The following is a 14,481-nucleotide window of genomic DNA, read 5'->3' on the forward strand; positions in this document are numbered from 1 at the left end:
GTGGAGAAATTGAATACTCAGGTAATTAAGAAAGTAAGTAAAATAGATTTGAATACTATTTTGCAGTGGGTAAATGCGATCATTTTGATGGCAACGTGGTACTCTTTCTCACAAAACGGGCCGAATAAATATATTGATTTAACGACTATTTATTTAGGTGCATTACTATCAATTCAACTTTTTGCATTCCTGAAGATTGAGAAAAAGCGACGCGATCCATTTGTTATTGTACTTTGTTTTCAGATGGTATTTTATTACGTTCTAAGAATACTGACACTAACTATATATCCATTTTCATTTGTTTTTGATCGGTTTGCTTTTACTCCATCAGATTTAAATAAAGCCATATTATTTATTTTAGTGGCAAATGTGGCTATATTTTTAGGTCTTTATTTAAATAAAGTAAAGGTTAGTACATTGCCTTTAGATAATCAAATAAAGCCGAAGAGACCATTTGTGGTTTTTATGGTGCTCCTGTTTGTTTATTTTATGGTTTTCTCGACTTCTTTTGGAATTGGCCCGCTTTCTATTATAATTGGCTTGTTAAATAGCCTTTTCATAAATATTCTGATTGTTTTATTTATGGTGGCGGTTTATATTATACTGTTTTACAAAAAATTCAATTTGCAATATAAGATCCTGCTCGCGGGAGGGCTTTTATTTTATATTGTGATTTCAACACTAACTGGTAGCCGGGCTGCTGTAATATCAGTTTCTTATCTTTTTCTTTTTGCATATCTTTCTATTTTTGCTGCTGTTAGAATAAAAAGAATTTATTTGGCTCTGGGCTTAATTGCAATTCCTATTCTGGTTGTCTTTTTTACTGTAGCCACCTTTTTGAGACCCAGATTAGAAAATAGGGGGGCTGTTGGTGGAGAGACAATGGAGGTTTTGAAGGAATTCGATATTATGGAAGCTTTTGAAGCTGACAATGAAATCATATTGGCCCCGATCTTTGGAAGGATCGCATTTCTTGACTTTGCTGCCGAAATCATTACAAACAAGGATGAGTATGCAGAAGTCTTTAATTTTCCCTATTATTTTAAAAGTATTGTTGATAATGTTTTGACCCCCGGTTTTGACGTCTTTGACACCTCGAAGACATCAACTGCTTTGACATTTATTTATAATAATCAGGGAAAACCACAAAAATCTAAGGTTGCTGATTCGTATCAATCTGATGAGTTTACAATTTTTGGAGAAGCTTATGTAATGTTTGGGATGTGGTTTTCCATTCTACCAATATTTCTTGTCGCATTCATTTTTAAAAGGGTATATGTAAGGATAGCCGATGAAAGTCCTTTTTTATTTTATGTAAAAAGAAGCTTTGTATTATATGTTTTCTTTACGCTATTAAATAGTTTCGGATTAGATTGGCTGCTATTCGATATTATTGGGATTATATTTACCTATTTGATTTTTAAAAATTTTTTCAAATTTCAAGTTTCAAACAATAATATTCAGAATGTTTAAATTTAATCGCTAAATCAAACCTGATGTCAATAATGACCTGATTAAAAGCGTAATAAAATCATTATTTTTGACAATTAAAACGTTGCCGTGCTGAATGAGCCATTTTAAATTAGTCGAATCGTTGTTTTAAAAAATAAATAAAAGAAAATTGAATAATTTCTGCCAATTATGCAATTATAGATTATGTCCAAAGAGAATATCCAATTATTAGAGAACGAATCTGGTGCAAAGAATCCGGATAAGCCGGTTATACTTGTTTTTGTTGGTAATTATTTGCCTGGTTATAAAGCAGGAGGGATTATACGCAATATTGCCAATACCATCGATCATTTGTCTGATGGCTTTGATTTTCGAGTTATAACTAAAGATAGAGATCTGGGAGACACTGAACCCTATGGTAACATTAGGTTTAATGAATGGCAAGAAGTAGGAAATGCGAAGGTATATTATTTATCTCCTGAAGTTGCTTCATTAAAAGGCATTAAAACGCTGTTAACTCATACTCCACATGACATCGTATTGTTGAATAGTTTTTTTGATCCGTTAACCATTAAAACCTTATTCATCAGGAGATTTTCCGGGATAGGGTTTAAGCCGGTTATTGTTGCACCGTTTGGAGAATTTGCATGGGCTTCTCTCGGACAGAAGTATCTTAAAAAGTATCTTTTTATCAAGGCTGCAAAACTTCTGGGCTTGTACAAAAATGTCATCTGGAGAGTCTCAAGTGAATTTGAGAAAAATGATCTTATTAAAGAAATGAATATTAAATCAGGCACAATTCATATCACGGGAGATTTGCCGATAAAAAATATTCCAGATTTTCTTAGTCAGGAGCCAACTTTGTCAGGTTCTGACCCTCATGATTTAAGAATTGTATTTTTATCCAGAATCTCAAGAGAGAAAAATCTGGATTATGCGCTTAAAGTTCTGAGTAAAGTGGAAACCAATATCTTGTTTGACATTTATGGTCCGGCGGAAAATGAAAGCTATTGGAAAGAATGCCAGAGCCTGATCAAGCAACTTCCGAATAATATTAAGGTTAATTATCTTGGAAATGCTACATCTGATCAGGTTTTAAGAATATTTAGTCAATATGATTTGTTCTTATTCCCGACTGGTGGAGAAGCTTATGGCAATGTTATTGCAGAGTGTTTAACCGTTGGGACTCCTGTCTTGATTAGCACAGAAACACCATGGAGAGATTTAAATAATGATGGGCTTGGTTGGGACGTAGATCTGGAAAAAATGGATACTTTTGTAAACATAATTCAGGAATTCTCCTCATTAAGTAGTGCTCAACATTCGGAAAAGCGTAGGGTGGTTAAAGAAAACATTCAAAGACGTTTATTTGATCCATTTGTACTTTCGTCAAACATTCAGCTTTTTGAAAATCAATTGCCGGAATTTAAAAAGTAAGTTTTAAGTTGATACAGGGCCCGTATTTCGGCCTTGATCTTATTAATTTTTAAAAATATTTATACTATCAATGATTACATATGAGTAAAGTTAAATACCAAATTTGCACCAAAACGATAATGGATACTTCTGATCCTAATATTGTTTTTGATGAAAATGGAGTCAGTGATTATTATCACAATTTTCATAACACAATTGTTCCGGATTGGCACCCTGATGAAAAGGGAGAAAAGGAATTGATGAAAATTGCTGAAAAAATAAAAAAAGAAGGTCTGGGGAAAGACTTTGATTGTATCATTGGAATGAGCGGTGGGCTTGATAGCTCATATGTAGCCTATGTTGCAAAAGAAAAAATGGGTCTGCGACCGCTAATCTTTCATGTTGACGCAGGATGGAATACACAACAGGCAGTTGGAAATATTGAAAAGCTTATTGATGGCCTTAACCTTGACTTATATACAGAGGTGATCAACTGGGAAGAAGTAAAAGATCTCCAGGTCGCATTTCTAAAATCACAAATACCTGATCAGGACTTAGTTCAGGATTATGCCTTTTTCTCTGCATTGTATAAGTTTGCGAGGAAACATAAAATAAAATATGTGTTAACTGGTTCGAATATTTCAACGGAAGGTTGTCGGGAGCCTGAAGAGTGGGGAGGCTATGCAGGAATTGATAAAACCCTGGTAAACGACATACACCGTAAGTTTGGTAAAAGACCATTAAAAACCTTTCCTATCGTAGACGTGTTGGTTTATAAAATATTCTATAAGTATTTCCTTGGGATGGAGGTGTTTAAGCCTTTAAACCTTGTGCCTTACATTAAAAAAGATGTAGAAAAATTACTGGAAGATAAGTTTAAATGGCAAAAATTTCAGCATAAGCACCATGAATCCCGTTTTACAAGGTTTTACGAAGATTACTGGTTGCCAAGGAAGTTTGGGTTTGAGAAGCGCCGCGCGCATTTTTCAAGTCTGATTCTCACAGGTCAGATGAGCCGGGAGGAGGCTCTTGAGCGAATTTCAAAGCCAGAGTTGGATGATCAGTTTCTATTGCAGGAATTTGAATATGTGGCTAACAAGCTTGATCTCAGTGTTCAGGAGTTACGTGATATCTTTAATGGAGAAAATAAGACGTATAAAGACTATAAAAATAAAAAGAGTATCATAGGGCTTGGAACTAAAGTTATGCGTTTACTGGGCTTAGAAAAAAGATTATTTAGATGATAGCAATAATAGATTATGGAGTAGGGAATATCAGAGCCTTTACTAACATTTATAAAAAACTTGATGTTCATATTAAAATAGCACAAAAGCTGGAAGACCTGACTGAAGTAACTAAAATAATTCTTCCTGGAGTAGGAGCTTTTGATCATGCTATGGAACAATTGGAGCGATCCGGAATGCGTCAGCGCCTGGATGAGCTGGTACTTGGAGATCATGTTCCTGTTGTTGGCATTTGTGTTGGAATGCAAATGCTGGCTCATTCCAGTGATGAAGGCAAACTTCTGGGGCTTGGTTGGATTGATGCTTCTGTTAAGAAATTTGATGAAAGTAAAATTAAATATTCAACTCATCTACCCCATATGGGCTGGAATGATGTTAATCCTGTGAAAGAAAATGCAATACTGACTGGATTAGAAAAAGATGCAAAATTTTATTTTTTGCATTCTTATTATTTCCACTGTAATGATGCAGAGGATATCATTGCAACAACTGACTATGGAATTGAATTTAGCTGTGCTGTGAATAAAAAAAATATTTATGGCGTACAGTTTCATCCTGAAAAAAGTCACCAATACGGAATTCAACTGTTGAACAACTTTTCCAAATTATAATGTTACGTCCCAGAATTATACCCTGCTTATTAGTCAAAGACAAAGGCCTTGTTAAAACAGTTCACTTCAAAAATCCTAAATATGTTGGGGATCCTATAAATGCAGTTAGGATTTTTAATGAAAAACAGGTCGATGAATTGACGGTATTGGATATCGATGCCTCCGCCGAAAACCGGGAACCGGATTATAGAATGATCGAGAACCTTGCTGCAGAATGCAGAATGCCCTTGTGTTATGGTGGTGGTGTTAAAACACCCGAACAAGCACAGCGAATTTTTAGTTTAGGCGTAGAAAAAATTGCTATCAGTTCTGCGGCTGTTGAAGATCCGACACTGGTTTCAAGAATTGCGGAAAGAGTAGGAAGTCAAAGCGTCGTTGTAATTATAGATGTTAAGAAAAAGTTGCTGGGAGGATATGAGGTTTATATCAATAATGGAAAGAAAGCCACTGGTAAAAATCCATTTGATCTGGTAAAACAACTCGAGAAATTAGGAGCTGGAGAGATCGTGATAAATTCTATAGATCAGGATGGCGCAATGAAGGGCTATGATTTAAACCTTGCAGATAAAATCAGAGCGGTTACTCATCTGCCGCTGACAATTTTGGGGGGAGCCGGATCCTTAGAGGATATTGGAAAGTTAATCAGCAAATTTGGAATAATTGGGGCGTCGGCGGGAAGTTTGTTTGTATTCAAAGGAATATATAAAGCTGTGCTTATAAACTACCCTAATCCGTCAGATAAAGATACTTTGATAAAAAACAGCTTTCAATTTTCTTAACCAGGATATTAAGCATCAACTATAAAAATATGTTTCAAGATAAAATATTATTAATTACCGGAGGCACTGGTTCTTTTGGAAATGCCGTATTGAATAGATTTTTACATACAGATCATTTCAAAGAGATCAGAATTTTTAGTAGAGATGAAAAGAAACAGGACGATATGAGAAATCAACTTAAGAATGAAAAGTTGAAATTTTATATTGGTGATGTTCGTGATTACAGTAGCATTGAACGAGCGATGCATGGCGTAGACTACGTGTTCCATGCTGCGGCTCTGAAACAAGTCCCTTCCTGTGAGTTTTTTCCTTTGGAAGCCACTAAAACGAATGTTTTTGGCACTCAAAATGTAATTGATGCTGCGGTAGTCAACAAGGTCTCTAAAGTAATCTGTTTAAGTACCGACAAAGCTGCATATCCTATCAATGCAATGGGAATCTCTAAGGCGTTGATGGAGAAAGTTGCAATAGCTGCCTCGCGTAATATCATTGACAATACGACTACTGTTTGTTTAACAAGGTATGGAAATGTAATGGCCTCAAGAGGATCTGTTATTCCGTTGTTTCTGAAACAAATTAAAGAAGGAAAAACAATCACAATTACTGATCCGAAAATGACAAGGTTTCTAATGTCTCTGGAGGAGGCGGTAGAATTGGTGCTATTTGCATTTGAACATGGTAATCAGGGAGATTTATTTGTTAATAAAGCGCCAGCTGGCACCATTGGGGATCTTGCACAAGCATTAAAAGAACTTTGTAATGCAGACAATAAGATTGATGTGATCGGGACCAGACATGGTGAAAAGCTATATGAGACTTTATGTACCCGGGAAGAAATGACCAAGGCACAGGATATGGGAGAGTTCTACAGAATCCCGGCAGACAATAGAAACCTGAATTACAATCAATATTTTACAGAGGGAGAAACTGACATTTCTACTATTGAAGATTATCATTCTCACAATACTGAACAACTTGGTGTAGAGGGGATGAAAAAAATATTATCTAATCTTCCTTTAGTGAGAAAAGTGGTCTTTGGTGATGAAAGTGCTCAATATCCGGATTAGTAAAATTACAATGGAAAAACCAATATTTATTCCGGGGGGGCATCACAGCGATTTTAGAGGTGTAGTTTCTTTTGTAAATGATTTTCATTTGGATAATGTAAAGAGACTTTATACAATTGACCATCCCAATATCGATATCGTAAGGGCATGGCAAGGGCACAAAGTAGAACAAAAATGGTTTTGTGTGGTAGCCGGTAGTTTTAAGATGTTGGTTGTGAAACCTGACGATTGGGTGAATCCTTCGGAAGAACTGGAGGTCATAGAATTTACATTATCAGTTGAGTCCATGGGAGTTTTACATATTCCCGGCGGATATGCCAATGGATTTAAGGCTTTGGAACCAAATTCCAAATTTATTGTATTTTCAAATTTTTCAACGGAACAATCATCCGACGATAATTATCGTTTTGACCAGAATAGCTGGTATGATTGGAATAAAGCATAATTAATGATAAAAATTGGGATAACCGGACAAAGCGGTTTTGTTGGTCAGCATTTATATAACACGATAAGACTTTTCCCTGAAGAGTTTGAATTAGTTGAATACCATCGTTCGTTTTTTGAAGATCAGGAACGGTTAAATAATTTCGTTTCAAATTGTGATGTTATTGTGCATCTGGCGGCAATGAATCGCGATCCTGATCCTCAAATTATATACGACACCAATGTCGTATTGATAGATAAATTATATAAAGCGCTTGTTTTTACGAATAGTAAGGCCCACATTCTATTCTCTTCCTCTTCTCAGGAGGAAAAGGACAATTTATATGGAAAAAGCAAAAAAAGGGGAAGAGAACTTCTGGCCAACTGGGCAGCTCAGGGACCTGGAAAATTTACGGGCCTGATTATTCCAAATGTTTTTGGCCCTTTTGGACAGCCTTATTATAATTCCTTTATCGCTACATTTTGTCATCAGTTGACACACTTTGAACAGCCTGAAATACAGGTTGACGGCGAAGTAAAGCTAATTTATGTGGCAGACCTGGTTAAAGTCATGATTTCTGAGATCAGAAATTGCTCAGGCAGAGACCTTTTCCCGGTTTGTCATAGCGAGGAAAGAAAAGTTTCCGAGATACTAAGCCTTTTGGAAAAGTATAAAACTCAATACTTCGATGCAGGGATTATTCCGGCATTAAATGGGCAGTTTGACCTTGATCTATTCAATACGTTCAGGTCGTATATAGATGTTAAAAATAAGTTCCCGGTTAAATTTATCCAACATACGGATGTCCGGGGCACCTTTGTTGAAGTTATACGTTTAAATGTTGGAGGGCAAGTGTCCTTTTCGACAACAGTTCCTGGGGTAACCAGGGGAAATCATTATCATACCCGCAAGATTGAAAGATTTGCAGTGATTAAAGGTAAAGCCTTGATTCAATTGCGAAAAATCGGATCTACAGAGATCTTTGATTTTTATCTTGATGGAAATGAACCGGCTTATGTTGACATGCCGGTCTGGTATACTCATAATATTAAAAATATTGGTGATGATGAATTGTATACTAATTTCTGGATCAATGAATTTTTCGATCCAACCGATCCAGATACCTATTTTGAAAATGTTTAATTTAATACAGTTAAGAGCGAGCTATACAATATGAAATCAAAACTTAAAGTAATGACAGTGGTAGGAACCAGGCCTGAAATTATAAGACTGGCTCGGGTTATGGCTGCACTTGATGCTTCTGAGGCTATAGAACATATTATTGTTCACACCGGACAGAATTATGATTATGAATTAAACCAGATTTTCTTTGACGATTTGGCAATTAGGAAGCCTGACCATTTTCTGAATGCAGCCGGTGCCACAGCAATCGAAACTGTAGGCCAGATTTTAATAAAGATAGATCCTTTGCTCGTTAGCGAAAAACCGGATGCATTCCTTGTTCTTGGGGATACAAATAGCTGTTTATGTGCAATTCCTGCTAAAAAAAGACACATCCCTATTTTTCACATGGAAGCTGGAAACCGTTGTTTTGATCAGCGTGTACCGGAGGAGACCAACAGGAAAATTGTAGATCATGTTTCTGATGTAAATCTTACTTATAGTGACATTGCAAGAGAATATCTTTTACGTGAAGGCTTACCTGCAGACAGAATTATAAAAACAGGCTCGCCGATGTTTGAAGTCTTAAATCACTATCTGCCACAGATTGAAAAATCTGATATAATAAATCGATTGGGACTAGAGGAGTATAAATATTTTGTGGTTTCTTCTCATAGAGAAGAGAATATCAGTAGTGATAAAAACTTCAGTAATCTGATGGAAAGTTTAAACCTCATTGCTGAAAAATATGGATATCCCATCATAGTGAGTACTCATCCCAGAACCAGAAATATGATTGATGTGAAAGGGATTGAAATGAGGCCGGAAATCCAATTTCTGAAGCCAATGGGCTTCAATGATTACAATGCTTTACAGATGAAGTCTTACGCTGTATTGTCAGACAGTGGGACGATATCAGAAGAATCATCAACTTTAAATTTCCCGGCACTGAACCTGAGAGATGCACACGAACGTCCGGAAGCAATGGAGGAGGCCTCTGTGATGATGGTGGGAATGAATCCTGAACGTATCATGCAGGCACTTGTTCAATTGCAATATCAAAAAAGAGGAGCTGAAAGGAATTTTAGAAAGGTAGCTGACTATTCTATGCCTAATGTCTCCGATAAAATGGTCAGAATTATTATCAGTTATGTAGACTATATTAAAAGGGTAGTTTGGTCCGAACAATAATTTGATGAAGAAAAAAATTCTTATACATTCTATCGTTTTTAGTCCGGATGGCGTTTCTACTGCTTATCTGTACAATGATATTGCCCTGAAGTTTGTTGATAGTGATTATGAAGTCTTGGTACTCACGACAACGCCTCATTATAATGTCCTGGAGAATGAATTGGTAAAGCAACCGATGACTTCCAAATGGGGGGGGATTTATTATGAAAGTAAATATCATAATATCCGTGTTATTCATGTTCCTCAGAAAAAGTTTAAGAGCTTCTTTCTAAGATCCCTTGGGTTTCTGTATTGGCATTTTTTATCCTTCATCCTGGGACTAATGGAAAAGGATATCTCGTTGATCTTATCACCATCGCCACCACTGACCATTGGTGTACTTAACATCATCATTGGGAAAATGAAAGGGGCGAAAGTGATCTACAACGTACAGGAGATCTACCCTGATTTTTTAATAAACCAGGGTAGCCTAAAATTTGGACCGCTTGTTTCCTTGCTTAAAAGGATGGAACAGTTTGTCTATAACAAATCAGATGGAGTCACTACAATTGATAGTGTTTTCTATAAAACTATAGCACCCCGGTTTAAAGATCCTTCAAAATTACACATCATACCTAATTTCGTAGATACAGCCTTATTTAGGCCGGTTTTACCGGAAGATCTTCAGTTAAACAGCACATTCTTTCCTGAAAAAGATAATGTACTGAAAATAATGTATGCAGGTAACATTGGTCATGCTCAGGATTGGGAACCTCTAATTTTTATAGCTAAAAAATTACTTGATTTTAAGATAGAATTTTGGGTGATCGGTGAGGGAGTAATGAAGGATTATCTTGAAAATGAGATAAAAGTGAATAATTTGCCAAACATACATTTAGTTCCATATCAGAAAAGGGAGCTAATGCCAAGTCTGATTTCTTATGCTGACATTCACTTTATCTTTATGTCACCTCAGATGGAGGGGCAGGGCTTTCCCTCAAAAGTGTATACAATTATGGCTTGTGCAAAACCCTTATTGGTGATTTCCGGTGCAAAAACACCAATTTACAATTTTTTGAAATCTGCAGATTGTGCATTTTTGATCGCCGGTGCCTCGTTCGACGAGAAATGTGAAGAGATCGTTGACCTTTTGAAAAAGATTTCATTAGACAATTCACATATGAAAGAGTTAGGAAACAATGGTTATCAGCTCATTGAAAATAAATATTCAAAAAATGCAGTTACGAAACAATATGTGGCGTTGGCTGATCAAATATTAGAAGGCTGATTATGGTATCTGTAAGTGTAACAGGAGGGAATGGATTTGTTGGAAGAAACCTTGTGCCTTATTTAAAAAGTAATGGCTTTGACTTAAACATAATTAACCGGGATCAGCTAAATAACATCAACACTGATGTAATCGGTCATTGTGATGTCATTGTACATCTTGCAGGTAAGGCGCATGATTTAAGAAAGACTCAGGAACCCGATGAATATTATAGCGTAAATTTCGATCTGACAAAGAAGTTATATGATGCTTTTCTAAAGTCTTATGCAACCAAGTTTATCTTCATTAGCAGTGTAAAATCAGGTGCTGATCTGGTTGAAGGGATTCTAAAGGAGACTGATATTCCAGATCCGAAAACAGATTATGGCAAATCAAAGCTGATGGCAGAAACGTATATTCAGCAACAAGATCTTCCGGAAGGGAAGTCTTATATTATTCTTCGACCCTGTATGATTCATGGCCCCGGAAATAAAGGCAATCTTAATTTATTGTATAAAGTCGTTCAGAAAGGCTTGCCTTATCCTTTAGCTTCTTTTGAGAACAAAAGATCATTCTTATCGATAGCCAATCTCAATCTGATTATAGGAAAAATTATTGCTTGTCATGATCTAAACAGCGGAATCTACAACGTAGCCGATGACGAGCCATTGTCGACCAATGAGGTGATTAGATTAATCGCTCACTCCATAGGAATTAAAGCAAGGCTTTGGAAGATTAATCCCAAACTGATCACTTTTGTGGCCAGGATTGGTGACCTTCTTCATTTGCCTTTAAATTCTGATAGTTTGAGGAAGCTTACTGAAACTTATGTGGTTTCAAATGATAAGATTAAAAAAGCTTTGGCTTTGAAACGCTTACCTTTGTCTTCAAGCGAGGGTCTTTCAGTTACTATTAAAAGTTTTGACTCCCAATATTAAGTATGCTGTATCTGATTTTACTATGTGTTTTTTTCTTAGTGATGTTATTGTATTTTAAAATAGCCGATCACTATAATATTATTGACCATCCAAATGAAAGAAGCTCTCATTCAGAAATAACCATACGTGGCGGTGGCGTTATCTTTCTGTTCGCAGGATTAATAGCATTGTTTCTTCATCCAACGTTCTGGATGCCTATATTAGGATTGTATGTTATTGGGATAATTAGTTTTATTGATGATCGAATCACCCTTTCGGGAAAGGTTAGAATCGTATTTCATTTAACAGCTGTTACTTTACTTTTCATTTCATTAAGCGTATTCCAGATTTTTCCATGGTGGCAGGTTCTAATTTTATATGTTTTAGTTATAGGGATTATTAATGCTTATAACTTTATGGATGGTATTAATGGGATTACCGGGACATATAGTCTTGTAATTCTTGGAGGACTACAATACGTAAATTATAATGTTGCGGACTTTATTCATGTCGATTTGATTTGGCTACCAATAATCGCTTCCGTAGTTTTTTTGTTTTTTAATTTTAGAAAAAAAGCAAAATGCTTTGCTGGAGATGTTGGAAGTGTAACGATGGCGTTTTGGATTATATTTCTTTTAATAAAGCTGATTCTACAGACTGAAAATTATGCTTATGTTCTATTTTTAGCAGTTTATGGAGTAGACACTGTGCTAACCATCATACATAGATTAAAATTGCGACATAATATTTTTGATGCACACAGGCTGCACTTTTACCAGATTTTAGCTAATGAACAGAAGTGGTCGCAGTTATTGGTTGCATTAATATATTCTTTATTACAGCTAGGCATTATTGTTGCTGTTATCTTTTCGTCATTGAGCTTTCCTTATATGTTTTTGATTACCACTGTGCCATTAGTGGTAATTTATTCATTAATTAAGCCTCGTATAATGATACGTAATAAAATGTAACCCTATACCTGCCTATTTGGTTGTTATTTTTTGGTTTAATTATTGTTAAATTTGGCATAATGTATACTAATTAGCCTCTATGTTCACAAAACTGGAAATTGTATCCCGCTGGATCATCTTTACGATTGATATTTGTCTGAGCTTATTTGCTTTGTTGTTTGCGGTTATTTTGCAGCACAACTTTATCATTGATAAAATTAATTTTGTAGCTTTCTACAAATCTGTTTTATTGGTAATTGCAGTTAACTCTTTGGTGTTCTATAGTGTGAAAACCTTCGCTGGAATTGTTAGATATACTTCAGCTCAGGACTCTTTTAGAATTCTATTTTCTGTAATTCTTAGCTCTCTGGCCTTATTCTTTATTAATGCGCTGATTATTGTGGTCAGTGGCGTACCGGTAGTGAGCAATGTTGCAATTGTAATCTATACATTGTTTAGCTTTTTAATGTTGATTACGTATAGAATTATTGTTAAATACTTCTTTATGTACCTCAAAAATGCGAAACTCGACAAAATCAGAGTGATTATCTACGGTGCAGGGGAGGCTGGTGTTGCCACAAAAAGAACCTTTGATCATGATGCGAAAGTAAACAAAACGATTATCGCATTTGTAGATGATGACTTAAGAAAGGTTGGTAAGACCATTGATGGTGTTAAAATTTTAGATGCTAGCCAATTAGAACATCTTATTATAAAACATGAAGTTGATGAAATTATATTCGCTTCTTATACTATCCCATCGGATCGTAAAAACCAGGTTGTTGATGTCTGTTTGGAAAATAATGTTAAAATATTAAATATTCCTTCTCCCGATGTATGGGCTAGAGGACAGGTAACTACCGCTCAAATTCAAAATTTAAATATTGAGGATCTATTAAATAGAAAAACAATTCAAATTGATATTGATGGGATCCAGAGTCAATTAAAAGATAAAAGAATTTTAATTACCGGAGCAGCCGGTTCAATTGGAAGTGAAATTGTAAGGCAACTCTTGAAGTTCGAGACCGGGTTAATTATTCTTTGTGATCAAAGCGAAACGGCGTTACATAATATCTATTTAGAGTTGGAAGAATCTCATGCTAATACAAACTTTCATGCTTTTATAGGTGATGTAAAGGATGAAAAAAGAATGGAATTTCTTTTCGAAACGTATAAGCCACATTATGTTTATCATGCCGCAGCATATAAGCATGTCCCTTTGATGGAGGATAATCCAGCTGAGGCTATCAAAACAAATGTGATGGGAACCAAAACCATTGCAGATAAGTCGGTAAAGCACGGTGTTCAGAAATTCGTAATGATTTCTACGGACAAAGCAGTGAACCCAACCAATGTAATGGGAGCTTCAAAAAGAATTGCGGAAATCTACGTGCAATCTTTAAATAATTCTTTACACAATACCCAACATGTTTTTAGCAATGGTTTAAGCTATATAAACGATTTAAATGTTAAGCCAATAACGAAATTCATTACCACCCGTTTTGGAAATGTTTTAGGATCCAATGGGTCTGTCATTCCGAGATTTAAACAACAGATTGAAAAAGGGGGACCTGTTACGGTAACACATCCAGAAATTACTCGCTATTTTATGACGATTCCTGAAGCCTGCCGCTTGGTACTGGAGGCTGGATGCATGGGCAAGGGAGGGGAGATCTTTGTTTTTGACATGGGGAAATCTGTTAAGATTGTGGAGTTAGCTAAAAAAATGATTCGTTTAGCTGGATTGGTCCCTAATGAAGACATTAAGATCTCTTATTCAGGTTTGCGTCCTGGAGAGAAATTATTCGAAGAACTGTTGAATGACAATGAGAATACGATGCCTACCCATCATGAAAAGATTATGATCGGGCAGGTAAGAGAATATGACTTCAACGACGTTCAGGAGCAACTCGTAAAGTTATTAAAATACGCTTTGACCGATCATGTGACCAAAGTTGTCCAGCAGATGAAGGTCATCGTTCCAGAATTTAAAAGTAAAAACTCTATCTTCGAAGAGTTAGATGTGGCCCGTCAGGAAAATTCTGCAACACCGCATACATAG

Annotated in this window: 13 protein-coding genes; all 13 read left to right on the forward strand. The window is 35.8% G+C overall.

From position 1 onward, the window contains the following. Positions 1 to 1,473: a hypothetical protein gene (locus tag BLQ87_RS15310; protein WP_074608322.1), complete on the forward strand. Its 1,473-nt coding sequence runs from the start codon at positions 1 to 3 to the stop codon at positions 1,471 to 1,473. Between the two features lie 183 nt (positions 1,474 to 1,656). Then, positions 1,657 to 2,889, forward strand: coding sequence for a glycosyltransferase family 4 protein (locus tag BLQ87_RS15315; protein ID WP_074608324.1), 1,233 nt, complete (start codon positions 1,657 to 1,659; stop codon positions 2,887 to 2,889). Between the two features lie 80 nt (positions 2,890 to 2,969). Next, positions 2,970 to 4,112, forward strand: coding sequence for an N-acetyl sugar amidotransferase (locus BLQ87_RS15320; protein ID WP_074608326.1), 1,143 nt, complete (start codon positions 2,970 to 2,972; stop codon positions 4,110 to 4,112). Continuing rightward, positions 4,109 to 4,723, forward strand: coding sequence for an imidazole glycerol phosphate synthase subunit HisH (gene hisH / locus BLQ87_RS15325; RefSeq protein WP_074608329.1), 615 nt, complete (start codon positions 4,109 to 4,111; stop codon positions 4,721 to 4,723). The genes BLQ87_RS15320 and hisH overlap by 4 nt, the downstream gene beginning before the upstream one ends. Further along, the gene (locus tag BLQ87_RS15330) at positions 4,723 to 5,502 is read left to right on the forward strand and encodes an AglZ/HisF2 family acetamidino modification protein (RefSeq protein ID WP_074608332.1); all 780 of its coding nucleotides are present in this window, start codon (positions 4,723 to 4,725) and stop codon (positions 5,500 to 5,502) included. The genes hisH and BLQ87_RS15330 overlap by 1 nt, the downstream gene beginning before the upstream one ends. A gap of 29 nt (positions 5,503 to 5,531) precedes the next feature. Then, complete coding sequence (locus tag BLQ87_RS15335; RefSeq protein WP_074608334.1) at positions 5,532 to 6,569, forward strand: polysaccharide biosynthesis protein; 1,038 nt, start codon at positions 5,532 to 5,534, stop codon at positions 6,567 to 6,569. A gap of 10 nt (positions 6,570 to 6,579) precedes the next feature. Beyond that, positions 6,580 to 7,014, forward strand: coding sequence for a cupin domain-containing protein (locus BLQ87_RS15340; RefSeq protein WP_074608975.1), 435 nt, complete (start codon positions 6,580 to 6,582; stop codon positions 7,012 to 7,014). A gap of 3 nt (positions 7,015 to 7,017) precedes the next feature. Beyond that, the gene (locus BLQ87_RS15345) at positions 7,018 to 8,136 is read left to right on the forward strand and encodes a polysaccharide biosynthesis C-terminal domain-containing protein (RefSeq protein WP_074608337.1); all 1,119 of its coding nucleotides are present in this window, start codon (positions 7,018 to 7,020) and stop codon (positions 8,134 to 8,136) included. Positions 8,137 to 8,166: 30 nt separating this feature from the next. Continuing rightward, positions 8,167 to 9,306, forward strand: coding sequence for a non-hydrolyzing UDP-N-acetylglucosamine 2-epimerase (gene wecB, locus BLQ87_RS15350; protein WP_074608340.1), 1,140 nt, complete (start codon positions 8,167 to 8,169; stop codon positions 9,304 to 9,306). A 4-nt stretch (positions 9,307 to 9,310) separates the two neighbouring features. Beyond that, the gene (locus BLQ87_RS15355) at positions 9,311 to 10,573 is read left to right on the forward strand and encodes a glycosyltransferase family 4 protein (protein WP_074608343.1); all 1,263 of its coding nucleotides are present in this window, start codon (positions 9,311 to 9,313) and stop codon (positions 10,571 to 10,573) included. A 2-nt stretch (positions 10,574 to 10,575) separates the two neighbouring features. Continuing rightward, positions 10,576 to 11,490 carry an NAD-dependent epimerase/dehydratase family protein gene (locus tag BLQ87_RS15360; RefSeq protein ID WP_074608345.1) on the forward strand — a complete coding sequence of 305 codons (915 nt, stop codon included), beginning with the start codon at positions 10,576 to 10,578 and terminating at the stop codon, positions 11,488 to 11,490. A gap of 2 nt (positions 11,491 to 11,492) precedes the next feature. Next, entirely contained in the window at positions 11,493 to 12,440 is a 948-nt protein-coding gene (locus BLQ87_RS15365) for an MraY family glycosyltransferase (RefSeq protein WP_074608347.1), read from the forward strand. Between the two features lie 79 nt (positions 12,441 to 12,519). Beyond that, entirely contained in the window at positions 12,520 to 14,481 is a 1,962-nt protein-coding gene (locus tag BLQ87_RS15370; protein ID WP_074608350.1) for a polysaccharide biosynthesis protein, read from the forward strand.

It is taken from the genome of Pedobacter steynii, assembly GCF_900103665.1.
Lineage (GTDB): Bacteria > Bacteroidota > Bacteroidia > Sphingobacteriales > Sphingobacteriaceae > Pedobacter > Pedobacter steynii.